The organism is Candidatus Nitrospira nitrificans (assembly GCF_001458775.1).
Lineage (GTDB): Bacteria > Nitrospirota > Nitrospiria > Nitrospirales > Nitrospiraceae > Nitrospira_D > Nitrospira_D nitrificans.
On sequence record NZ_CZPZ01000012.1, the window covers coordinates 262,856 to 286,678 of the forward strand.

At 56.2% G+C, this 23,823-nt stretch carries 22 protein-coding genes; 7 read left to right on the forward strand and 15 right to left on the reverse strand.

The features are described 5' to 3' along the window. Positions 1-1,050, reverse strand: coding sequence for a lytic transglycosylase domain-containing protein (locus COMA2_RS09350; protein WP_090896935.1), 1,050 nt, complete (start codon positions 1,048-1,050; stop codon positions 1-3). A 119-nt stretch (positions 1,051-1,169) separates the two neighbouring features. On the opposite strand from COMA2_RS09350, the gene COMA2_RS09355 reads away from it, so the two are divergent. Beyond that, on the forward strand, positions 1,170-1,901 hold the full coding sequence (locus COMA2_RS09355; protein ID WP_090896936.1) for a uracil-DNA glycosylase: 732 nt from the start codon (positions 1,170-1,172) through the stop codon (positions 1,899-1,901). A gap of 62 nt (positions 1,902-1,963) precedes the next feature. Here the strand turns inward: COMA2_RS09355 and fsa are convergent, their stop codons facing one another. Beyond that, entirely contained in the window at positions 1,964-2,611 is a 648-nt protein-coding gene (gene fsa, locus COMA2_RS09360; protein ID WP_090896938.1) for a fructose-6-phosphate aldolase, read from the reverse strand. Positions 2,612-2,782: 171 nt separating this feature from the next. Between fsa and COMA2_RS09365 the strand changes: the two genes are divergently transcribed. Then, positions 2,783-3,094, forward strand: a complete 312-nt coding sequence (locus COMA2_RS09365) for a hypothetical protein (RefSeq protein ID WP_090896940.1) — start codon at positions 2,783-2,785, stop codon at positions 3,092-3,094. Between the two features lie 1,068 nt (positions 3,095-4,162). Here COMA2_RS09365 and dapB read toward each other — a convergent pair. The 8 genes from dapB to COMA2_RS09410 all read right to left on the reverse strand — a co-directional run bounded on the left by dapB (position 4,163) and on the right by COMA2_RS09410 (position 12,407). Continuing rightward, a complete protein-coding gene (gene dapB, locus COMA2_RS09375; RefSeq protein ID WP_090896945.1) occupies positions 4,163-4,966 on the reverse strand; it encodes a 4-hydroxy-tetrahydrodipicolinate reductase in 804 nt (267 codons plus the stop codon). Positions 4,967-5,162: 196 nt separating this feature from the next. Beyond that, entirely contained in the window at positions 5,163-6,035 is an 873-nt protein-coding gene (gene dapA / locus COMA2_RS09380; protein WP_090896948.1) for a 4-hydroxy-tetrahydrodipicolinate synthase, read from the reverse strand. A 2-nt stretch (positions 6,036-6,037) separates the two neighbouring features. Next, positions 6,038-7,309, reverse strand: a complete 1,272-nt coding sequence (gene lysA, locus COMA2_RS09385; RefSeq protein ID WP_090896950.1) for a diaminopimelate decarboxylase — start codon at positions 7,307-7,309, stop codon at positions 6,038-6,040. Positions 7,310-7,353: 44 nt separating this feature from the next. Then, positions 7,354-7,581 carry a hypothetical protein gene (locus tag COMA2_RS09390; RefSeq protein ID WP_090896953.1) on the reverse strand — a complete coding sequence of 76 codons (228 nt, stop codon included), beginning with the start codon at positions 7,579-7,581 and terminating at the stop codon, positions 7,354-7,356. After that, entirely contained in the window at positions 7,578-8,990 is a 1,413-nt protein-coding gene (gene argH / locus COMA2_RS09395) for an argininosuccinate lyase (RefSeq protein WP_090896954.1), read from the reverse strand. Before argH ends, COMA2_RS09390 begins: the two co-directional genes overlap by 4 nt. Next, positions 8,990-10,204 (reverse strand): argininosuccinate synthase, encoded by a 1,215-nt coding sequence (locus COMA2_RS09400; protein ID WP_090896956.1) that lies wholly within the window; start codon positions 10,202-10,204, stop codon positions 8,990-8,992. The genes argH and COMA2_RS09400 overlap by 1 nt, the downstream gene beginning before the upstream one ends. Before the next feature lie 8 nt (positions 10,205-10,212). Further along, positions 10,213-11,190, reverse strand: coding sequence for an ornithine carbamoyltransferase (argF, locus tag COMA2_RS09405; protein WP_090896958.1), 978 nt, complete (start codon positions 11,188-11,190; stop codon positions 10,213-10,215). After that, positions 11,190-12,407, reverse strand: a complete 1,218-nt coding sequence (locus COMA2_RS09410; RefSeq protein ID WP_090896959.1) for an acetylornithine transaminase — start codon at positions 12,405-12,407, stop codon at positions 11,190-11,192. Before COMA2_RS09410 ends, argF begins: the two co-directional genes overlap by 1 nt. A gap of 170 nt (positions 12,408-12,577) precedes the next feature. On the opposite strand from COMA2_RS09410, the gene COMA2_RS09415 reads away from it, so the two are divergent. Together COMA2_RS09415 and COMA2_RS09420 are read left to right on the forward strand one after the other, a co-directional pair. Next, positions 12,578-13,231: a zinc-ribbon domain-containing protein gene (locus tag COMA2_RS09415; RefSeq protein ID WP_090896961.1), complete on the forward strand. Its 654-nt coding sequence runs from the start codon at positions 12,578-12,580 to the stop codon at positions 13,229-13,231. A 68-nt stretch (positions 13,232-13,299) separates the two neighbouring features. After that, positions 13,300-13,905 (forward strand): 2,3-bisphosphoglycerate-dependent phosphoglycerate mutase, encoded by a 606-nt coding sequence (locus tag COMA2_RS09420; protein ID WP_090896963.1) that lies wholly within the window; start codon positions 13,300-13,302, stop codon positions 13,903-13,905. A 9-nt stretch (positions 13,906-13,914) separates the two neighbouring features. Here COMA2_RS09420 and COMA2_RS09425 read toward each other — a convergent pair whose 3' ends face one another. Continuing rightward, entirely contained in the window at positions 13,915-14,397 is a 483-nt protein-coding gene (locus COMA2_RS09425; RefSeq protein ID WP_090896966.1) for a hypothetical protein, read from the reverse strand. 201 nt (positions 14,398-14,598) lie between these two features. After that, positions 14,599-16,011 carry an OmpA family protein gene (locus tag COMA2_RS09430; protein ID WP_090896969.1) on the reverse strand — a complete coding sequence of 471 codons (1,413 nt, stop codon included), beginning with the start codon at positions 16,009-16,011 and terminating at the stop codon, positions 14,599-14,601. Positions 16,012-16,544: 533 nt separating this feature from the next. Between COMA2_RS09430 and COMA2_RS09435 the strand changes: the two genes are divergently transcribed. The 3 genes from COMA2_RS09435 to COMA2_RS09445 all read left to right on the forward strand — a co-directional run bounded on the left by COMA2_RS09435 (position 16,545) and on the right by COMA2_RS09445 (position 20,678). Beyond that, positions 16,545-17,579 (forward strand): IS481 family transposase, encoded by a 1,035-nt coding sequence (locus COMA2_RS09435; RefSeq protein ID WP_090896972.1) that lies wholly within the window; start codon positions 16,545-16,547, stop codon positions 17,577-17,579. 559 nt (positions 17,580-18,138) lie between these two features. Further along, complete coding sequence (locus COMA2_RS09440; RefSeq protein WP_090896973.1) at positions 18,139-18,381, forward strand: hypothetical protein; 243 nt, start codon at positions 18,139-18,141, stop codon at positions 18,379-18,381. A 1,010-nt stretch (positions 18,382-19,391) separates the two neighbouring features. Further along, complete coding sequence (locus COMA2_RS09445; RefSeq protein ID WP_139077230.1) at positions 19,392-20,678, forward strand: hypothetical protein; 1,287 nt, start codon at positions 19,392-19,394, stop codon at positions 20,676-20,678. Positions 20,679-21,183: 505 nt separating this feature from the next. On the opposite strand, the gene COMA2_RS09450 is transcribed toward COMA2_RS09445, so the two are convergent. The 3 genes from COMA2_RS09450 to COMA2_RS09460 all read right to left on the reverse strand — a co-directional run bounded on the left by COMA2_RS09450 (position 21,184) and on the right by COMA2_RS09460 (position 23,817). Continuing rightward, positions 21,184-21,570 carry a hypothetical protein gene (locus COMA2_RS09450; RefSeq protein ID WP_139077232.1) on the reverse strand — a complete coding sequence of 129 codons (387 nt, stop codon included), beginning with the start codon at positions 21,568-21,570 and terminating at the stop codon, positions 21,184-21,186. Positions 21,571-21,736: 166 nt separating this feature from the next. After that, positions 21,737-22,759, reverse strand: a complete 1,023-nt coding sequence (locus COMA2_RS09455) for a D-alanine--D-alanine ligase family protein (RefSeq protein ID WP_090896980.1) — start codon at positions 22,757-22,759, stop codon at positions 21,737-21,739. After that, positions 22,756-23,817, reverse strand: a complete 1,062-nt coding sequence (locus tag COMA2_RS09460) for a putative zinc-binding metallopeptidase (protein ID WP_090896982.1) — start codon at positions 23,815-23,817, stop codon at positions 22,756-22,758. Before COMA2_RS09460 ends, COMA2_RS09455 begins: the two co-directional genes overlap by 4 nt. Positions 23,818-23,823: the final 6 nt, after the last annotated feature.

A 23,823-nucleotide genomic window follows, 5' to 3' on the forward strand; every position in this document is an offset into this window, starting at 1 on the left:
TTACGGAGTCTTTTCTTGTTTGAAGCAGCGGCTAGGACAGGTCTGCCGGGGCACGCGGATTTGATAGGTGCCATGAGGGAGCAGATCTTTCTTAAACTCGGGATTCAGCATCTTGAGCTCGAGTAGGTAGGTGCCGAATTCTTCCGCGATCGAGGTCAGCGCGCGCTGGGAATCCTTGACGTTTACCGTGATGGTTTCGGTCTCAAGCGGCATATAGAGGTCTTTCTTGGTCAACCCAAGATACTTCTCGGGCTGGGAGTAGATTTCCTTCGCGGCGATGATACGAGGGACATATCGCATGGTCTCGCGTGGGCCATGCATCTTCCAATAGTCGGTAATTTTTTGCTCTTTGAGCAGCTTGCGGACTCGCTCTTCACCGGCATTGTAGGAGGCCATGGCCAAGAACCAATCATTTTCCTGGAAATCCTTGAGGTACTTGAGGTACTTCACTGCCGCTTCGGTCGACATTTCAAGATTCCGACGTTCATCTCGAACGGCGTCGCTCTTGAGTCGATACCGGCGCCCCGTGGAGGGGATGAACTGCCAGGGGCCCGACGCCTTTGCTTTCGAATAGGCGGCGGAAATGCACTTGCTCTCGACCAACAACATGTACTTGAGGTCGTCCGGCAACCCGGTATCGGCCAACTGCTTTTCTGCCGGAGGGAAACACCGGCCGGTACGTTTGGCAAGAATGATGCTTTCGCCTTGATCTTCTAGAAATTGATAGAACTCGTACTCGATCCGCTCTCGCACTTGCCAGTTATCCAGAGGGACCGGCACTCCTGCAAATGTGATCTTGTCGGGTAGCTTGAATGAACTCAGAAAGAACCGTTCTCCCTCGCGTTTGATTTCCGGCAAAATGACCAGACGGTCTTCCGGCTCAGACTGCGAATCCAGCAGGTCCGGTATGAGGAGATCCTTTTCCGTCTCTGACTTTTGGCTGCCGTTCTCGGCTGTTTCCGACGCGGCCAGGGCGGAGGGACACACCGACAGGATCAAGAAAGCGATTCCGACCATGGAAAATATGGACTGCGGGCCACGGATCATCATTCAAGGACTCCTCTATTGCATCCAAATACAATCCATCATAAAACGAAAGTTATGCTAACAGCTCACTCCACCACCAGCAAGCAGAATAGGGTTCCCGTTCGTGTTACACTGCCGCTCCTATGCGATCCCTGGCGGTTCTGAACAAGACTATCACCGATTGCACGGCCTGTCCGCGGTTGGTCGTCTATCGGCAGGCGATCGCACGGCAGAAACGGAAGCAGTATCGGGATTGGGTCTACTGGGGGCGGCCGGTTCCCGGTTTTGGCGATCGCCGTGCTCAGCTCTATGTGCTCGGGCTGGCCCCTGCGGCGCATGGTGGAAATCGAACAGGCCGCGTCTTCACCGGTGATCGGAGTGGAGACTGGCTGTATGACGCTCTGTATGAGTATGGATTCGCTAACCAGGCTGCCTCTCAACATAAGGAGGACGGCCTATCGCTGACGGATTGCTACATCGGAGCAACGGTACGGTGCGCGCCACCGGAGAACAAGCCCGAGCCGGATGAGTTTGAACGCTGCGGCAGATTCTTACTGGAGGAGGTTTGCCTGCTGAAGGACCATCGTGTCGTGATCACTCTGGGGAAGATCGCGTTCGATCACTACCTTAAGACTTGCCGTACACTGGGGAGGACCATCCCGACACCGGTTCCCAAGTTCGGGCATGGCGTGGTCTATCGACTGCCATGGGGCGTGACACTGCTCGGCTCTTACCATCCCAGCCAGCAAAACACGTTTACCGGAAGATTGACTCGCTCGATGTTTCACGCAGTATTTCGGAAGGCGAGAAAAGAAATTGATCCTGCGTGGCATGAGAGAACATCAACAGGGACTCACCTTCTGTTTGAACAATGAGCGGCGTGTGGAGTGAGGGCGAACATCCGCCCAATACGGAGCTCACCCCCACTCATCAATCGCTACTGCTGCCCCTTCGCCTTCCAGTCATCGAGAAATTTTTTCAGCCCGGCATCGGTCAGCGGATGTTTGAAGAGCGCTTGAAATATGCCGTAGGGCATTGTGCAGATGTGCCCGCCGGCTAACGCCGCCTCGACGACGTGCTGCGGATGACGGACGCTGGCCACCAGCACCAAGGTCTTGTAGTCATAGTTCTTATAGATGGTTAAGATTTGTCGAATGAGCTCCATGCCGTTTGAACTGATGTCGTCGAGCCGTCCTATAAACGGCGAAACGCACCAGGCGCCGGCTTTGGCCGCCAATAGCGCCTGTGTCGGTGAAAAACAGAGGGTCACGTTCACTTTAATGCCCTCGGCCGCCAGTCGCTTCGTGGCTTTGAGGCCTTCCGGAATCAGCGGGCACTTGACCACGATGTTCTTATGGATCTTGGCGAGCTCTTTACCTTCCTTCACCATGGCGTCCGCTTCCACGCTCACAACCTCGGCGCTGATCGGCCCGTCCACGATCTTGCAGACCTCTTGCAGCATTTCCCTGAAACTTCGGCCTTCCTTGACGACCAGAGAGGGATTCGTGGTCACGCCGTCGAGCAATCCGAGGCTTGCCGCTTCATGGATTTCCTTGACGTTGGCTGTATCGAGATAGATTTTCATAATTGTCCCTTTCCTAGCGAAGAGATCATGAGGCGATACCGTTACTATCGGTCATTCTATGGAGAACTCAACTTCACTGCAAGAAGTCGATACGAAAGTTTGACAGGGTTTCGGGCGGGGGATAGAATTTCGCCGTTGACAGTGCCCATTGGCCCTAGAGGAGATATCACGATGCCCCGATTTGTCTGGTTGCTGCTCTTCGCTTTTGTCGTTCCTGCCTGTTCAGGGAACAACCCATATCTCGAGGCATCGCTGAAACCGGCCGAGCTTCAGGGAAAAGATAAGGGCTGGTTCGAAAAGAACTGGGGTGCCCCGGACGGCAAGGCCTCCAGATTTTTTGGTGGAGAGACTTGGACTTACCATCGTATCGCCGGAGGAAAATCAGGGGCTCCATTCTTCAATTTCTCTCCCAACCAATGTCAGATCACCCTCAAGTTTGACAAAGACGAGAAACTTTCTGACTCCACCTACTCAGGCTGCTAGCCGACTTATTGCAGAAATCACCGGCCTATTCCACGATCACGATCTCAGGTAATCTTTAAATCCATCTGCTAGACGGGGTGCTCACTCCGAAACCTCACCGCACACTCCGGGCTGCAAAAACAGTATTCCCGCGCGCCAATTGTCTCAATCACGGCGATTCGCTTCGGGACGAATATGTGACACACTGGATCCTCGACCATCTGATCTTGTTCTTCATCTTGGACTCGTAGGGACGATTTCACCCGACCATCCTCAATCGGCTTATTGAATCCACGAAACATTTGTCGGAGCAGGAAGTAGAGAGTTGTAAAAAGCAAAATGAGTAGAATTAATCTATACATAGTGGGCTATCCAATTGGGGACCACAATCCTAGGTGAGTAAGATACGTCTGTCAAGAATGGACTGGGCAGAGATCGTAGATCGGACCTGATAATTGATGCACAAATGGCCTATGGTGCCTAGGTACTATTAGGACTCTTGTTAGTGCCATCCAGTACTTCAGGAGTATTGGTTTCCCAATTCTATGGTGCTACAGTGCCGACCATGAAGACTTGCGATAAATGTCATGGTGCGATGTTGCCGGAACGGGCGGTGGATTTGGACGCCGGGCTTGCGATCACCGTGTTTGCCTGTTTGAATTGTGGTCGTCGGAAAGCAGCGGATCAAGAACCCCGACCGATTACGGCTCGTCACTAATCCTTCCTGTCAGCAAATCACTACCTACTGAGGAGTGGGAGGGTTGCGAGGTCAGGTTTGATCTCAGCGCCTTTCAGCTCAGTGTGGGGTCACGGCTGCTCCGTAGATAACGGGCGGCGGCTAATCTCCACTCGCCGGTGGCAAGACGGAGACTCATCAGGAATTCTGGCTTCAAAGTCCATTCCTTCTTCCTCCATAATCGGTAATGGATTCAATGTCGTCTGCGAGACGCACTATCTATTCTATTTAGTGGGCCACGGCCTGTCTGAATTTCCTGTGGGAAGGTATTGCGTAGCCGCATCACACCCGTGCATTCATTGAAGATGTATGCAGTCGAGTCGATCGATACCGAGGCGGAGTTGGGAAGATAATCACCGAAGGTTCAAAACATCCATCATGTCGTACAAGCCAGGTGGTTGGCGGACGACCCACCTGGCGGCTCGCAGGGCTCCAAGGGCGAACGTATCCCGGCTACTGGCTCGATGGGTGACCTCGATTCGCTCTCCCATCCCACCGAATAGAATTGTATGGTCGCCGACGATATCGCCGGCGCGAATGGTTTGTATCCCGATTTCCCCTTTGGTTCGCTCGCCGATCAGTCCCTTGCGGGCATAGACTCCGACTTGGTCCAAGTCTCGGCTCACGGAACGGGCGAGGACTTCGGCAATCTTAAGGGCCGTGCCGCTCGGCGCGTCCTTTTTCAGTCGGTGGTGGGCTTCAATGACCTCGATATCGTAGTCGTCCCCCAGTGTTCTGGCCATTTCGCCGATGACTTTGCAGATCAGGTTGATTCCGACGCTCATGTTCGGAGAAAAGACGCAGGGAACCTGCTGGGCCAGCGACCTCAGCTCGTCGAGTTGAGGAGCCGAGAATCCGGTGGTCCCGATGACCATGGCTCGTCGATGGCGAGCCACCGTCCGCATATGTTCCAGTGTCGCCGAGGGCGCAGAAAAGTCGATCACAACCTCTCCTCGCTCCATCAGGAGCGAGAGGTCATCCGTGATGCGAATATCGGCACGACCTGAGGCTGCGGTGTCGCCCGCATCCTCTCCTACCGCTGGATGTCCTTTCCCCTCCAAGGCCCCTGCCAATGTCAACGCCGTCGAATCTCGGATCAGTGACACTAGTCGACAACCCATGCGGCCGGCTGCACCCGCTACAATGATCTTGATCATCTTGTCGTGTCCCTTGCAGGATGCCAATAAACTATTTTGACACTCGCGCACAGATCGAACCAGAATTGCCCGGAGGATGTTCAAAAAGGCTGTCCAGCGAGGCCGCAACGAGCCAAAAGGCGAGGCGTACGCTTCGGTACGTTGAGCCTCGGAGCGACGTGAGAACGAAGCTGGAAGACTTTTTCAACATCCTGGGTTAGATCAACGCCGCATCCTTGAGGACGCGAATCAATTTCTCTCGTGTGTCTTGTGCCATTGGGCAGAGCGGCAAGCGCAATTCCGGGTCAATTTTTCTCATGAGTCCTAACGCTTCTTTGACGGGAATGGGATTGGTCTCATAGAACAACGCCGCAAAGAGGGGAGAGAGCTTAAAATGAATCCGTCGCGCTTCGTCGATTCTCCCCTCGGCAAAGGCTTTCACGAGGCCGGCCATTTCCATCGGCACGATATTGGCCGTTACGGTAATCACGCCCTTTCCGCCGACCGCCATCATCGGTAACGTGAGGGAGTCGTCGCCGGCCAGCACGGTCAGGCGGTCACCGCACGTTTGTACGATATCTGAAGCCTGTTGGACGGAGCCGCTCCCTTCCTTGACCCCGACGATGGTCTTGATGGCTGAGAGTCTAGCGATCGTCGACGGGAGCATGTTGACTCCGGTGCGACCGGGGATGTTGTACAGGAGTAAGGGCAGATCGACGGCCTCTGCAATCGCCTTGTAGTGTCGGTAGAGTCCTTCCTGGGTCGGTTTGTTGTAGTAGGGGGTAATGAGCAACGCGCCGTCGGCTCCGGCCTGCTTCGCGTGTTTTGTGAGCGTGATGGCTTCCTCGGTGCTGTTCGAACCGGTTCCGGCAATAACCGGTACTCGCCGACAGACCACCTCGACCGTCAACTCAATCACCCGATTATGCTCGCCGTGAGAAAGGGTGGCCGATTCACCAGTGGTTCCGCAGGGGACAATGCCGTTGGTGCCATTGGCGATCTGCCATTCGATCAGCTCGGCCAACGCGCGCTCGTCGACCGTGCCCTGTCGAAACGGCGTCACAATTGCGACAAGAGATCCGGTAAACATATTCACTCCGTTTCGTTGAGGAAGGACGGAATTCTCTCGCCGCGTACGAGGTCGTCGTATGTTTCTCGCTCACGAATCACGTGAAACTCTTCGCCTTTGACGAGCACTTCCGGTACACGAGGTCGAGAGTTGTAATTCGATGCCATCACAAAGCCATACGCTCCTGCACTCATGACCGCCAACAACTCACCGGGCATGATGCTCGGCAGCGATCGATCCTTGGCCAGGAAATCGCCTGATTCGCAGACCGGTCCGACGATGTCCACGGTCTGTTTGGCCCGATGCCCGACGGCCTCATTCACTGGACGAATTTCGTGGTAGGCGCCGTACAAGCTGGGCCGAATCAAATCGTTCATGGCGGCATCGACGATGACGAAGTGCTTCGTCTCGCCGGCCTTCTCGTACAATGCCTTGGTCACCAAGATTCCGGCGTTCCCGACGATGACGCGGCCCGGCTCCATCACGAGCGTCAACCCCAAATCTTTGACGAGCGGCGAAATCGCATTCGCTAGGTCCTGGGGCAACGGTGGTTTCTCCTCGGCATACGTGATCCCGAGTCCGCCGCCGATGTTCAGGTAGCGGATGGCGATGCCCTGGTTTTTCAGCGTATCGATGAGCGTCACGACCTTCTTCAGGGAATCGACGAACGGTGTCACGTCCGTCAACTGTGAGCCGATGTGGGCGTGGACACCGACCACGTCGATGTGGCCCAGCGAGGATGCCATCTTGTATTCGTCCAGCGCGCGATCCGAGGCGATGCCGAACTTGCTCTTCTTCATCCCCGTCGAGATGTACGGATGTGTTTTCGGATCCACGTCCGGATTGATCCGCAACGCGATGCGCGCCTTTTTACCGACCGAGGCCGCCACCTCGTTGATTGCATGGATTTCAGCCGACGACTCGACATTGAACATGAGGATGTCGGCCTTCAGCGCGTCACGGATCTCATCCGGCGATTTACCGACGCCGGCGAACACGATTTTGGACGCCGGGACCCCGGCTTTGAGGGCTCGGAACAGCTCGCCGCCCGACACGATGTCCGCGCCGCTGCCTTCCTTGGCCATCAGGCGAAGGACGGCCAAATTGGAATTGGCCTTCATCGCGAAGGCGATGACATGCGGGATATTCTTGAAGGCGCTGTCATAGGCGTGGAAATGCCGGACGAGCGTCGCATGGCTATAGATATAGCAGGGAGTGCCGAGTTCCTTTGCCACGCGGCCGACCGGTACCTGTTCGCAATACAACTCACCGTGGTGGTACTCAAAACTATGCATCGTTGATCCTTGAGTTAATCCAATCGTCTCAGGCCCAAGACCGCTTACCGTATTCCGACCGGCTGCGATGGAGGCAGGTCCATCTCATGGCCTCCCAGGGTGGGGTCCGGTTCAACCGACTCCGTTGCCTGCCGCTCTGCCTCAAGGGCATGTTGTCGTTTCTGTTTGTCGATCGTGGGCGCCACCCCGACGAATTCCGGGGCGACGGGTGTCCCTACCACTCCGCAAGAAATCAGGAGCCCTGCCGAAGCGATCACGACCAACGCTCTCACGACAGCAACCGTTCAAGTTCTTTGATCCGCTGCTCAACTCGCCCTCGGGCGGTCCCGCCGATTTGTCCCTTATGATCGATTGCCGCGACGATCGTCAGCCGAGAAAATACCGTCTTGTCGATCCGTTCACAAAATGCCTGTAACTCCTTCAGCGAAAAATCCGTGACGTCACGTCCGCCGTCAAGCGCAGCTCGCACGATTCGTCCGGTGATCCCGTGGGCTTCGCGAAAAGGCACGCCCCTCATGACCAAGTAGTCGGCCAGTTCCGTAGCGAGCAGTCCGCCTCCTTGCAACGCTCGCGTCAAGGCCTCCCCGTTGACCTTCAGTCGGTGCATCAATTCCGTCATCACTTGGAGCGAAGCCGCCGTGGTATCAAGCGCGTCAAAGAGCGCCGGTTTGTCTTCCTGCAAGTCCCGATTATAGCTTAACGGCAGAGCCTTGAGCAGGGTCAGTAGATTGACGAGGTGGCCGTAGACACGCCCGGTTTTTCCTCGAACCAACTCAGGGACGTCGGGGTTTTTCTTCTGCGGCATCATGCTGCTTCCTGTGCAGAAGGCGTCCGGCAGATCGACGAACTGAAACTCCTGCGAGGCCCACACAATCAACTCCTCGCTCAGCCGAGACAAATGCATCATCACAATCGAGAGGGCTGAGGCCACTTCGATCATGAAATCGCGGTCAGAAACCGCGTCCATGCTGTTCTGGGTGACGGCGGGGAAGTCCAGCAGCTCAGCCGTGTATCGCCGGTTTACCGGATAGTTCGTGCCCGCCAAGGCGCCGGATCCCAGCGGCATGACGTTGAGCCGGCCTCTCGCATCACGGATTCGGCCCTTGTCTCGCTCGAGCATTTCCACGTAGGCCAACAGGTGATGCGCGAAGAGAACCGGCTGGGCACGTTGCAAGTGGGTATATCCGGGCATCATGACGGCGCGATTCGCGCCGGCTTGTGCGACCAGCACGCGTTGAAATCCGGTTAAGCGCTCATGGAGCTGATCAAGCTGAGCGCGCAGGTACAGTCGAACATCCAACGTCACTTGGTCATTCCGGCTGCGCCCAGTGTGAAGCTTGCCTCCCAATGGGCCGATCACTTCGGTCAACCGTCGCTCGATCGCCATGTGAATATCTTCGTCGTGAGGGGAGAAGGCGAATTGGCCGCGGTCCAGCTCCCGCTTCACTGATTCCAGCCCTCGCACGATGACGCGCGTTTCCGCCCGCGTGAGGACACGGGCCTTCTCGAGTGTCTTGCAATGGGCGATGCTCCCGGCGATGTCTTCGCCATAGAGCCGGCTATCGACCGTCACCGACCTGGTAAACGCTTCGACCAATCGATCGGTCTTCTCCCGAAACCGGCCGGCCCAGGCCTTTCCACCGCCGCCGGCTGACTTCGGATCGTTCCTGCGCTTGGCCATCAGGACGAGGCCTTCTTTCTCTGCGCGCGAATCTTCAGCCGCAAGGCATTCAGCCGTATGAAGCCTTCCGCGTCCTTCTGGTCATACACCTCATCTTCCTCGAAGGTGGCGATGTCGAGGCGATAGAGCGACTGTTTCGACTTGCGTCCCGCCAGGGTGCAACCGCCCTTGTAGAGCTTGACCCGCGCGATGCCGCTGACGTCCTTCTGTGCCTCATCGATAGCGGTCTGTATCATTTCGCGCTCAGGGCTGAACCAATATCCGTTGTAGATCAGATCCGCAAATCGCGGGATCAAACTGTCGCGGAAGTGAAGGACTTCGCGGTCCATCGTCAGGGATTCGAGTCCGCGATGCGCCACGTGCAGAATCGTGCCTCCCGGCGTTTCATACACGCCGCGAGACTTCATCCCGACGTAACGGTTTTCCACCAAATCGACCCGGCCGATCCCGTGTGCGCCGCCTAGTTTATTGAGATGGGCAAGTAAGGTCGCAGGACTCATTTTCTTGCCGTCGACCGCAACGGGATTGCCGGCTTGATATTCGACCTCCACTTCCCGCGGCTTGTCGGGGGCCTTTTCCGGAGAGACGGTCATCTGGAATATTTCATCCGGCGGCGATTCCCACGGGTCCTCAAGAATGCCGCCTTCATAACTGATATGAAACAGGTTCGGGTCCGTGCTGTACGGTTTGGCTTTGGTCGCGGTCACCGGAATGCCGTGGCGATCGGCATACTCGATCAATTCACGCCGGGATCGCATGGTCCATTCTCGCCACGGCGCAATAATCTTGAGATTCGGCGCGAGGGCCATGTAGGTCAACTCGAAGCGCACCTGGTCGTTGCCCTTCCCCGTGGCGCCGTGCGACACCGCTTCGGCGCCCTCTTTGAGCGCGATTTCAGCTTGACGACGAGCGATCAGCGGACGAGCGATCGACGTCCCCAAGAGGTAACAGCCTTCGTACATCGCATTTCCGCGCAACATCGGGAACACATAGTCCTTGACGAAGATCTCACGGAGATCCTCGACATAGACCTTCTTGACGCCGAGCGCCTGAGCCTTGACCTTGACGGCCTTGAGATCTTCGCCCTGGCCAAGGTCTGCGCAAAACGCGATGATCTCGGCCTGATAGGTTTCTTGCAACCACTTGAGGATGACGGATGTATCCAATCCTCCGGAATAGGCCAGGACGATTTTCTTGATCGATGTTGGTTTCATGGTGGATCCTACCCAGTACGTTTCTTCTGGTTGAGTAGTTGGGTCAAGATTGCCTTCTGCATGTGCAGGCGATTTTCCGCTTGATCGATGACGACGGACTGTGGGCCGTCCAGCACCTCCGCCGTAATCTCTTCTCCGCGATGGGCCGGCAAACAATGCATGACGATGGCATCGGGTTTCGCCCGTTGCAGCAACCGCTTGTTCAGCTGGTAGGGGGCGAGCGTCCGTAATCGGCGGGCCTGCTCCCGCTCGCGGCCCATGCTGATCCACACGTCGGTGTACACCACGTCCGCCTCTTTCACGGCGACGAGGGGATTCTCCAGCACCTCGATGGACGCGCCGGTGGTGTGTCCGTCCATTCTCGCGCGGTCGATCACCCGCTGATCCGGCTGATAGCCGGACGGGCACCCGATCGCGACGCGCAGGCCCATCTTCGTTCCCGCTTCGATGAGGGAATTGGCCACGTTGTTTCCATCGCCGATGTAGGCCAAGCTGAGTCCCTTGAGCCGGCCCTTGATCTCCTGAATCGTCATCAAGTCGGACAACGCCTGGCAAGGATGGCTATGGTCGGTCAGCCCATTAATCACCGGCATCGTGGCCTCCGCCGCCCATTCTTCGACGATCGCATGGTCATAGGTTCGGATCACGATTCCGTCCAGGTAACGAGACAAGACGCGTGCCGTATCCGAGACCGTCTCCCCGCGCGAAAGTTGAATGTCGCTCATGGGAAGGACCAGCGTATGGCCGCCGAGTTGATTCATCCCTGCCTCGAACGACACGCGGGTCCTTGTCGACGGCTTTTGAAACAGCAATCCCAATGTTTTCCCGGGCAGCAGCCGATGCGAAGCGCCCTGACGTTGTTTCTTCTTGAGGGCCGTCGCCAAATGCAACAAGTCGACGATCTGTTGCCGTGGCATCGTCGCGACGTCGAGCAAGTCCTTGGCGTAGCGATTGCCGCCGATTCTCTGTCGGGTTGATAGGGCCATCAGTGGCGTGAATCTTTTCCCGCCGTCTGGCGTTGGGTGAACAGGATGTCGAGGAGGTCGATGAGCTTGTCCACCTCGAGCTGTGTGATCACCAAGGGCGGCACAAAACGTAGCACCCGCTCGGTTGCGGCATTGATCAGTACGCCGCGGGCCAGTGCATCGGCCACCACCGTTCGGGCATCGACCTCTAATTCCATGCCTTGCAAGAGACCAAGCCCTCGCACGTCGTTCACGATTCGATGGCGGCCTTTGCAGTCGGCCAGTCCCTTTGCCAAGTACTCGCCCATGCGCTTGGCTTGATCCAGCACCTTTCCTTCGAGCAGCACCCGGCAGACGGCCAGCGCCGCGGCACAGGCCAAGGGGTTCCCCCCGAACGTCGAGGCATGAGAGCCGGGCGTGAACGCCGCGGCCACCGACTCTTTCGCCAGACAGGCGCCGATCGGCACTCCTCCGGCAAGACCTTTGGCAAGGGTCATGATATCGGGTTTCACGCCTAGTTGCTCATGGGCGAAGAAGGTGCCGGTTCGACCCATGCCCGTTTGAATTTCATCGAAAATGAGCAAGATGTCTTGTTGTGTGCAGAGTTCACGGAGGCTTCTCAGATAATCCCGGTCGGCCACGTGCACGCCGCCTTCCGCTTGAATCGGTTCCAGCATGATCGCCGCGGTCTTTTCATTGACCATGGATTCGATCGTCGCGAAATCATTGAACGGCGCGTAGGCAAAACCCGGCATCAGCGGCTCGAAACCCTTCTGAACCTTCTCCTGTCCCGTGGCCGTGAGCGTGGCCAGCGTGCGGCCATGGAACGAATTCTTCATCGTGATGACTTCATAGCGATCGGGCCCATGCCGCTCATGCCCGTAGCGCCGCGCCAGCTTCATCGCCGCTTCATTGGCCTCGGCCCCGCTGTTGCAGAAAAACACGCGGTCGGCGAACGAATGGTCCACCAGCAGGCGCGCCAGTTTCACTTGCGGTTCGGTGTAATACAGGTTGGACGTATGGATCAGTTGGGCGGCCTGGCGTTGGATGGCTTGAACCAGGTCGGGATGACCATGCCCCAACACATTGACGGCGATCCCACCGACAAAATCGAGGTACTCTCGCCCCTCCAGATCGTAGACCTTCGCGCCTCTTCCCCGCACAATCGAAACCGGTTGGCGCGTGTAGGTCTGCATCAGGTATTTGGCGGCATCATCTTTCAGCTCTTCGGTCGGCATGACGACGTATCCCCTTCAGAAAGAAAGGAAAGCTAGCACAGGGGCCGTGGGAAGAGCAATAAGCGGAGCAGCGGGGGATTGCCGTCAAGAGTCGCTTGCTCCACACTCCACGATCAGCTACAAACGATAGGTAGTATCCTCGTCTTCCGAGTGTGGTAAGCTGCGTCGCCATGATGATGTGCGGTCAATGCAGTCAACAGAACTCCGACGAGGCCCGTTTCTGCCATCAGTGTGGAGCCAAACTAGCTGAAGCGATGACTGCCGCCGAGACCGCCTCTGAGGTGTCCACTGCTCGGCCGGTTGTGGGCGAGGAGACGCTGTGGCGACAATTCATCGGCCCTAACGCCGACCACTACCTGACCGTGTTCAAGAAATTTTCGTCGAACGGCCAGCCGAAGTTCGCGCTGTCCTGGAACTGGCCGGCCTTTCTCTATATCTCTTTCCTGTGGTTTTTGTACCGGAAGATGTATCTGCACGCCTTCGTCTATGCGGTCGGCCCGATGGTCTCGACCTATCTCACGGGAGATTTTTCCGCCGGCATCGTGTGGAGCGTCATGGCGGGAGCGACCGCGAACTATCTGTACTTTTGGCATTGCCGGGAGCACATCGGTGAAATCAAAAAAGCCGGACGAATGGATGTTGCCGCGCAAGAAACCGCCTTGAAGGAATCAGGCGGTGTGCAACCCTATGTCATCTGGGTCGGCGTATTTTTCTACATCATCTTCCTGGCGACGTTGACAAAAATGGTGCAAGAAGGCCCGCCCGATGTGGAACAATCACCCGGTCGACCGGCCAAGCAAGCGGTCTTGCTGTCACAGGCTTGACTTGGCGCGACAATTCAGTATGCTTTGGCCCCTGATGAGATGTTCAGGCTGACGGCAAAGGATCTGTGATGGCTCGATTAGTCTTGCTCCGGCATGGGGAATCCCAATGGAACTTGGAAAACCGCTTCACGGGGTGGGTGGATGTCCCACTTTCCCCCAAAGGGATTGAGGAGGCGAAACAAGCCGGTGAAAAGCTCCGTGGGTTGACCTTTGATCGGGCGTTCACATCGGTGCTCACTCGCGCGAATGAGACCTTGAGACTTGTCTTGGAGACCATCGGCCAAACGACCATCCCCATCGAGAAGGATAAAGCATTGAACGAGCGGATGTACGGAGACCTTCAAGGGCTGAATAAGGCGGAAACCGCCAAGAAGTACGGTGACGCGCAAGTGAAAATCTGGCGGCGCAGCTATGATGTGAAACCGCCCGGCGGAGAAAGCCTCAAGGATACGGCCGAGCGAGCCTTGCCCTATTATGAGAAGATGGTCAAGCCGCATCTGATGAAGGGGGAAACCATCATCATTGCGGCGCATGGCAACAGCCTTCGCGCGCTGGTGATGGAGTTGGACCGATTGTCGAAGGAGGAGGTATTGGAGCTCAACATTCCAACCGGTGTGCCGCTCCTCTACGAATTGGACGACAACGGCAAGGTGTTGTCACACCGCTATCTGTGAGCGCGGGACTTATCCCGCCTCTTCAAGCAACCTCCCGTATTCCGAAGCCGGCGCATAGTCGATCAACAATACGAGCAGCTTTGCTCGGTCCTCCGGCGAAATGATGCCTTGCTCTTCGATCAGTGACGCCGTCTCCGCGCAAATACCCAGGGGACTGATCCCTTCCTGATCGACCAGGCGCGCATAGTGAGCGTGTCGTTCACGCAGTTCCGATTGATATTCGTCCCAGGTGCCGACTCCACACCGCCCGGATTCCCACCACGCTTTCCGAACAGACTCATACAGGTCCTCTGTAATGGCGGCTCGGTACTTGGTGGGGATATGCGCATCCACCGCGGCCAGGATCCAATACAGATTCAACGACAAGATTTCACGAGCGATCTGGGCGGAGGTCGATTCCGACGCCTCGACCCCGTATTCCTCGAGCTGGGACACCGTGAGAGGTGGCGGCATGGCGTTGAACAAGGCAGCTGCGGCTTCGGTAGGCGTCATAAAGGTTTCCCTATCGACAAACAGGATACGGCAGGGTTCGTCATGCCATCACGTGGTGGCTTGAATTGGAAACATTGTGGTGATTCGCATGTCCTTCAGCACAGAAGAGAAGGCGGCATTCCAAACAGGAAGGGGCAGGTTTCTCAAAAACCGACTGACCCCGTCGGCCCATGAGAGGCCGACAGGGTCATCGATTGAGCATCAGCGATTCGAAACTTTTTTGACGATCCCGCCGTATTGGGACGTGCCTCGGGCATTACGCGCAATCTGTTCGTCCGTTTCGTTTGTGGAGGCGATCGGCTCAGCCGATTGGATCACGACAATCTCGACCCGCCGGTTCTTGCTCCGACCTTCTTCCGTATCGTTGGTCGCGATGGGGCGTGCGTCCGCATATCCGACGGCCCTGACGCGGTCGGCGCCTAATCCACCCTTGATCAGGGCCTTGCCGGCATTTTCGGCGCGCGCCTGAGAAAGCTCACCGTTGTCCTTAAAGGGGCGCCGACTATCGTACTTGACCGGCGTGCTGTCGGTATGTCCAGCGACTTCAACGCTCTGGGGACGGAATTTACGCAAGGCGACGCCGATGCGCTTGACCAAGGTGGTCCCTGCCGGTGTCATGGTGACTCGCCCCTTGGCGAACAGCTCACCCGACGACAATGCGAGCGTGAGTTTGTCGCCCCGTTGCTCCAACACCACGGTGCCTCGTTTGAGTTCGTCCTGGAGGGCGCTCGCCAGCTTCTCGCTGACCCGAGTGAGGTCGGCGGTGGCGCGCGCCGTTGTGATGGTCGGCTGAGGCAGCCCATTCTTAGCGTAGGAAGGCAGTTTGACCGGCTTCGGAAGGCTCTTGCCCAGACTCGTGAGCAGGCGTTTCGCCTGCGCGAGCTGCGAGTCGCGGGCGGCGAGTTCCATATCCATGTTGGCCTTGGCCAGCTGGAACTCCTGCTCTTTCGCCACCAATTGCAGGTCAAGGTCCGCGATCCGTTGCATCGCTGTATCAAGCTGGTCATTGTTGGTGGCAAATTGCCGCTCGATGTCGAAGACTTGTTGCCTGGCCAGCTCCAGGCTGCTTCTTGTCCGGTTCAGCTCCTGAGACATTTGCTGGTGTGTGTCCCGTTGAGTGCAGAGCCCCGCGAGTTCCTGCTCCTTTTGGGTCAGCTGCGCTTCCAGGGCTTCGGCGCGCGTTTTTTCGACGTTCACTTGATTGGCCGCCGCCGCCGTTTTCTCTCGCAGGAGAGACAACTCTTTCTCTTTGGCCGTGAGTTGTTCGAGGAGCTGTTCCAATCGTACTGTTTCTTTCTCTATTTCCGAAGGTTGGCCCTGGGGAGTGTCGATCGTAATAGACGTCATGGGAGTAATTGATGGAGCCGGAGAGGTCTCGTCGCTGTTCACTTGATGGACATACGAACCCACCTCGCTGTCCTGCCGAGCGTGCCGAACATCGGCCGGTGTCAAGAGCCCGACGAGCATGGCGAGAAGAGAGCGCTGCCCGCTATCCGATTGCACCGCGGTCGGCTGCTGATCGACCGTGGGCTGAGTGGCGGCAGCCAGACTCGATTCCTGGCCGTTGACCGTGAAGGTGAATAGAAACGCAAAGGCGACAAGCTTCATCATCATGTCTCACCTCACTCCGAATGAGAAATTACAGCGACTCCACCGTATGGAGTCAAGATTTGGAAGTCGAATGTTGGGGCAACAGCTCTTCTCGTTCATACCGCAAACAATCAGTCACGAAACGGTCGAACGACACCCGCCCACATATACGAAACCGACACAGCCGTGCTGCATCGAGCGATACGTAAAATCAACAAAGCGTAATCTACCCTATACGCCGTCTGGCTGCGCTTTGCAACCGAGGATTTGGTTGTGCCGCGTGTCCAAGAAGCCAGCAGAGTATCTCATTGGAAGACGTGATTAAGGGTCAAAAAGTAATAGATGTTTCAGGCTGTCCTCATACCACATCTAGTGGCTACCCGACAGAACCGTGCGAGTGCTCCCTATGAAAGATCGACTGACTTGAAGATAGGAGATTAATTAGACAGTCCACGGCGTTTGGTCCATGGCGAGCGGATAATCGCATGCCTTGTAAGTGCTAGAACTTAATCTGACAGTCCGGTAGAGTCCTCGCCTTCACGAAAGGAGTGCGGACGATGACCACCGAACAGAAAATTATCCGGGCGAAGGTTGGCGTGTTGGAATTGGCGAAACAATTGGGCAATGTGTCGAAGGCCTGTCAACTGATGGGGTATAGCCGCGACAGCTTCTATCGGTTCAAGGAGCTCTATGAGACCGGCGGTGAGGCGGCGCTGCAGGAGATCTCCCGCCAGAAGCCCCTCCTGAAGAATCGCGTGTCGGCGGAGGTGGAGCAGGCGGTTGTGCAGAGGGCGATCGAGCAACCCGCCTGGGGGCAACTACGCGTCGCCAATGAACTCCGCAAACAGGCACTCACGATCTCCCCTGCGGGCGTCCGGTGTATCTGGCTCCGGCATGACCTGGAGACGATGCGGAAACGGTTGAAGGCGCTGGAGGCGAAGGTGGCCCAAGAGGGGCTGGTGCTCACAGAGGCTCAGGTCGTGGCGCTGGAGAAGGCGAAGGCGGACAAAGAAGCGCATGGCGAATTCGAGAGCGAGTGTCCGGGCTACTGCGGCGCCCAAGACACCTTCTACGTAGGGACGCTCAAGGGCGTCGGGCGCATCTATCAGCAGACGTTCATTGACACCTACAGCAAGATGGGGTTCGCGAAGCTGTATGACCGGAAAATGCCGGTCACGGCTGCCGATCTCCTGAATGATCGGGTGCTGCCGTTCTTCGAAGCGCACGAAATCCCGCTGAACCGCGTCCTGACCGACCGCGGGACCGAGTACTGTGGGGCACCTGAGCGCCATGAGTATGAACTGTACCTGGCCGTGGAGAACATTGATCACACCCGGACCAAGACACGGCATCCCCAAACGAATGGGATCTGCGAGCGCTTCCACAAGACGATGTTGAACGAGTTCTATCGCGTCGCGTTCCGGAAGAAGATCTATCGGACGCTGGAGGAGTTGCAGGCCGATCTCGATGTCTGGATGGACGAATACAACCAGCAGCGACCACATCAAGGCCGTTGGTGTTATGGCAAGACCCCGATGCACACGTTCCTGGACAGTGTGCCCTTGGCGAAGGAAAAAATCCTAGCGGCGTAAACCCGGTGAGGACTCGCTGTCTGTCCGATGAAGTCTTGACTTATACACATGCCTACTCGAGTGTCCCTCTGCATTTTCGGTCTCGTGATAGTGTTGCCCCACGCACCTCATTGAATCCATTCGGATACCCTGAATCGAAAGCGATACGACTCCTGAGGCCCCTACGTAGATAAACAGTAGCGAAACCCTTGAAACTTACACATCTCTCGCGGATCCTTAGCGGCATGGTCGTTGCTTTGTGAATGCGCAAGGGGAAAGTCGCTTCTCTCGCTTTCTATAGAGACCATGGTGCGATCGAATGGGGTTCGTTTCAGTCAGCGGGGATGGTGATACAGCCAACCAGCTGTTGCTCTGCGTCGCTCGGAGCCGCAATTACGGATGAGAAAGGGCTTCTTCTGAGTAAGCGAGGGGTGGGCAGAGTGGCTGAGACATCCGGCATGTTAAGTACATTTCCAGTAGCATTCCTAGTTGTTTGTAATTCCGTACTTGTGGGATATGTGGAAGCTATTCACATACACAGAATTCCGCGCTCCGGTCGGGAGCAAACAGGGAGGACCTTATGATAACCGTCAAGAACCAATTCCTCCAGTTGACGCTGTCGGCGATCACGTTCGTCTTAGTTGTCGGTGCGCTCTCGATGATCTGGCCCGGCATCATTGCCATTTTTCTTGGTGTCCTCTGGCTGCTCCAGTCTTTCAACGCCGAACAGGAGATGGTGGTGCTGTCGTGGGCTGAGGTCGAGAACGCGTCGATCGTCTTCACTTCTCTTCGGCGACCTGGCCTTCCGGCGATGCTCTCCTGATGGGTTCGAGCGGCGGTTTCGTCTGTCGAGAACATTCGGTTCGGAGAGGATAGGCTCCGGGGTGCTCATGAGCGCCGACGCGGAAGCTCGACTCGTACGATTGAGATGGGCGAGACAGTGCCTGTCAGCCGCCCGATGTGCTCGTCACATGAGCCTCGCTATTTGCGGTTGTTGCGCGACATGAGCCGATTCGCCACGAACCGTGAGGAATGATGCGGGTTAAGTCAATAGTCATGCTTGACACAAGATTCATGCATGCGCCTTCGATAACCCTCGCATGATCGGCATGGGTGCGCGATCGTTCCTCTCGTCTCGTCAATGAGGTAGGTGGCCTCCGCAGACCGACCATGCCGGTCCAGTCTCACCTTCACCCTGAACCACATTTGCCCGGGCAGGTCCGACCACAACTCTCTCCTGGTATGTCTGCATCGCTCTATGCTAATTGAAGCCCACATAGAATTTTCGAAACTCACCCCATAGATAGACGAGCAATCTTTGGGAGCAGCGACTTGGCACAACCTGAAAGGTGATACCACATTATGCGCGGACTCATTCTCATACTCATAACAGTCTGGTGTACGGTGGGATTGCATGGTTGCCAATCGTGGCATAGGGCCACTCCTTCTTCTCCAGCTCCACGGCACATAGAACCAACGCCGCAAGTCCAAGCAGCGAAGCCTCAGCGACAGACCCGAGAACCGGTCAAACAGGCTCCAACAGCTGATCCTCAGACTCAGGGGGACGGAAAGCTCCTCGAGACAGAGCTGTATGTGCTGTACGGGAAGCCTGGCTATAGAGGGAGTTGGTGTTTCGAAAACTATGAGGCCAGCGTACGACAGGTTTTTAAAGTTGACGCTGACTTTGTCATTACGAATGACCCTACCTATACGGAACGATTCGAACGAGAAATACTCCCGATTTTGAAGGCTCGCTGTACATCCCTCAGCAGAGTTGATGTTCACCACTACATTAAAGGCGTGCGTATTGATCAGTCGATGAAGGAGGACACAGTGAGCGAATCGGTTCTCTGGGCTGGAGAACCATTAAGCATGATGACGATTATGATCACTTCTCAAGGGACGCTTACCTACACGATGTTCAGGGAGGAAAGCCTCGCGGCGCTCAGGGCGAAGCGTGAGCCACCGCCTCAAGAGCTGGCAAAGCGGAATAGATGGAAAAAGCGTGTAGAAGAGTTCGCAGCACAACAGCGTGCTGCAGAGGAGGCAGCCGAGCAAAAGCTTGCCGCCGCGAGCACGACTGCCGACGGCCAATTATCAGTCTCGGGAATCGACAATGAACACAAGAAACTCTTTCTCATGATCTATGACGGTGAGTATGTGGCACTTTCTAAGAGAACAGACTTTCAGGATCTTCCGATCATTCTGTACCGGAGTGCCATGGCTATCTATGACAAAGGATGTCACGCCTTTTTCAAGGATCGCATCAAAGTGGTTGAGAGCGTCGAGGTGTTCCATCACCGGGAAGGGAATCCCTTCGGTGGTCCTATGACGAACGTTTATAAAGATTATGTATCCACGAGCTATATGGAACGTCGCTACGAGCAAGTGTTCCGATCAACGTACGCCAAAGACATGGCGACCGTGCTGAAGAATTCTCGGAAGAATCTTGCCGAGAGAACGACTCCTGCTGGGTTGTGGGACAATGTCCTGGATCAGGGAAAGATCATCATGGAAGGCGCGTTCAAAGAGAAAGAAAGACTTGAGAAGGCCATGGGTTCTCTTAAGGTATTGCTTTCTCCCAATGCTTGTGGGAAGCCAGGCATAGTCCGTTTCATGGATAATTACAATCGATATATAGGGCACGACTACCCATCTGAGGTATCTAAGGTAGAGGTGTACGCTCAACCAATTAATGGGACCTACCCCTATACGGAGAAAATACAAACAGCCTATATTGAACGGTATTATGTAAATGTCCCACCAACATTCTCTCCTGATTTCCCAGTGCCAACGGATGGTGAAGAAATTGCTGTTTATCTGAACAAGGGTAGTGAGCGTCCGGGGTTGAAGTGGGTTAGGGTGTCCTCCCTCGCTCTCAGGGAGCTCACTCCAGACCACACGTATACACAAATCCAATTGCCTCCTGATGTGAAGCAGGCCATGAAAGAGGATAAGTATTTTGTAGTCCAGTGTACCTATGTCGACGGTAAGGGGGGAGGCCCCGTGAGGTATTATTGGAACGCCAATGGCCCACTGCCGTCTGATGCTGTTCAGGCCTTTGCAAAAACAAATAATATCCTCGAGCCTCGACGCTCGTGTCCAACCAGCCCACAGTAACAACACACGTGCGTGTGGGCATCCACACGCTCACGATCATGAGCGATGACCAGCCTAGGGCTACTCATGCAGAGAAGATCGGTTCAACTGTTAGATGACAGCACGCTACATTGTGGCAGTTTCAATGTGATGATTGGCCTGAACTCTACGGGCATATCTTGCTCCCCTTGTCATTGAGACGACCTTCACGACCTGGTCCTGAGCGGACCGAGGAGGTGGCCATGGCATCCGAATCAGCAGATCCCATTGAACGATGGACGGTCAAGCGCCGCCTGGCGCTCGTGGTCAGTATGCTGAAAGGCGAGACATCTAGGTCCAAGCAGGCCCCCAGCATGGGCTGCGGGCGGCTGAGGTGGAGGACTGACGAGAGAACTGCTAGGAGCCGCGCATGCGCTCCGCACTCGCCTAGGGAGGCGCACCCGAGACCTACTCTTCAGAACCTGTCATATTCGCGCTTCACACAAAAGGATTAGGGTCAGGCAGGACTTTTGACTTAGTGAGGGTGCTATCGACCATTTCTATCGAGGCTGCGGATCAGCACGGCACGGCCCTGGCGATCGAGCCAGGATTGAATGTGATCGCCCACATGGGCCGGGCGGTCGATCCTCGTATTCTCATCATGCGGAATACGGATGTCCTGTCCCCGGGCGTCTCGGATCAGATACGCGCCACCTTCCAGTGCCTGCACCTGACCGACGACCGACGTGGAGGACGGGTCCCCAACGCACAGCGCCACACGTTGCTGTTCGCCCAACGTTCCCGACACAATCCCCATTCCAAGATCTTCCTGTGACGAACGTACTTGCACGATAGAGTGGGCGCAGCCCGTCATCAAGACCAGCAGGGCAGATAACAACACTGCCTGTCGGCGAACCCTGAATAGACAACTCATAGGTGAACCTCCGCATAGGAAAAGAATAGGAACCGGCGTCAGACCGGCATAACGCGCGCTGTTCCCTCACTATTTCATAGGGAGGCGGGAGGCTCAAGAAAGCGCGGAAAACTCAACTAAGGGGGAGATATCTCATCCGGCACTCGCTGTCCATGTTGCAGCGAATTTAGGCCGCTTTCGCCGGACGCCAGCGGAGGCCGACGTTCAGGAGTTCTTGCAGCAAATCCTTGTAGTGGTAGTCGGCTTTCTTCGCCGAATCGGCAAAATCTTCATCCTCCGCAATCTGGGGGTTGGGATTGGCCTCCAAGACATAGAGCTGCCCATCAACCGCCATTCGCATGTCAATGCGCGCATAGCCGCTGAGCCCGAGTGCTCGATAGACGCGTTTCGCTAAATCCTGAATTTCTCCGGCCTTCCCATCCGGCAGGTTGTCAGCTTCTCGTGACGTGATGCCATACTTCTGCTGATACTTGCGGCTCCATTTTACCCGCTCGGTCGCGATGCGCTTGGCGTCCTCCGGCAACCTGTCCATGATGAGTTCCCACACCGGCAATACTTGCAATTGGCCGTTGCCGATAATCCCCACATAGAACTCACGCCCCTCGATATACCGTTCGATCAGGGCGCCGCTTCCCACGCTGTTATGGATGAAGGCCGCTCGCTCGCTCAGTTTGTCGTCGTCTTCCACGATCGAAGCTTGCGAGATGCCTAATGAGGCTTCTTCGCTGACGGATTTGACGATCAATGGAAAGGAGAGCCATTTGGGTCGTCTGACCATGCGCCCCTGGGGGACCTCGATGAATTCCGGATAGGGGATGCGATGAAAGGACAACACTTTCTTGGTCAATGCCTTGTCTCGTGCCAGCATCAGACCGCGCGGATTACAACCGGTGTAGGGCAGGTGCAAGAGTTCGAGATACGACACCACATGTTGATCGTAGACGGCGACGCCGTCGAATTCTTCCAGTAGGTTGAAGGCGATGTCCGGCTTCCACTCCTCGATGGCGGAGTGGATCACGGCGAGATCGCTCTTGACCCCAAGCGGGTACACCTCATGACCCAGCTTCTTCACTGTGGAGACGACATCGTGCTCCGTCCGCCACGCGACGGTTTTCAGATCGTGACCGTTCACCTGTTCCGGCGGGACAAGGTCTTCATGCATGAGGACGAGCACGCGCAGTCGCTTCATAAGGCCACCCGATGCCGCCCGCTCCGCAAGAAGTTCATCGTATGGACGGTCAGGAGGATGGTGAAATCGAGTTTGGCCTGCTCTTCCGCCACGGGGACTCGAAGGTTCAATTCACGGCACCGACGAATCATGTCCTCCAGCACTTGGTCGATCGTGTATTGATACTCGCCGGTCCAACTCGCGACCTTGCGTCGCACTTCGCGGCGAAACCGATTGAGAAAGGTGGCGGCACTCGGCCTATTGGCATGGTTGGGCAGGTGGGAAAAGAGCCGCTTGAGATCCGGGTCATACTGCGATCGGTGCTCGATGCCGTAATGCCTGCGCTTTCGCTCATAGTGTTCGCGAAGGGTCTTCTTGAGCGTGACGAGCGGGTCAATTTCTTCATGTGTGGTGACGGAAGGGGAGATGCCCCGGAGGGTGTTCATGAGGCCATCGACATACCTGAGCTTCTTCAGAACGGGCCAGCCATGGTATCGCTCTTTCCATGAAGAGTCCGGAGTCAGCCAGACGGCAAAAGTTTCAGCGAAGTCTTCATCCGGATGACTTTGCGCATACCATAAGTCCAGGTGGCGCACGAAACTCCGGCTATAGGGGCGGGGCGAGTAATATATTGGATACTGTTGGGATGACTTGCCGAAAATCTGTTGACGGGTTTTGAGGCGACGGATTTTGTACGCGTTCTCGATGGCATGGCCGGCCTCGTGGCGGAGAATGCGCAGGCACCATTCCGTTGTTCCTCCTTCGACTTCCAGCATTTGAGCTAGTTCAAGTTTCGCGAGACGAGGATGAGCGAGGTAGAACGGAATCGCAATGCCAGGCACTCCATCAGGTGTAAACCATTCGTTGGAAAGCCAGAAATGCGGGCGAAACAGCAAGTGACGCTCTTCCAATTCATGGGTCAACTCAGCGATCGGCCGTTCGAGAAATCCGCCGTTGAGCCCGATGTGGAGATCGCACATCGGAAGGTCCAATAGCGCCTCGTCCGACCAGGAGGCCCACTTCGGCTCGTCTTGACCGACAACCGGCGTCTTGAGCACGTCGGAAACCGTGGAGTCCATGAGACA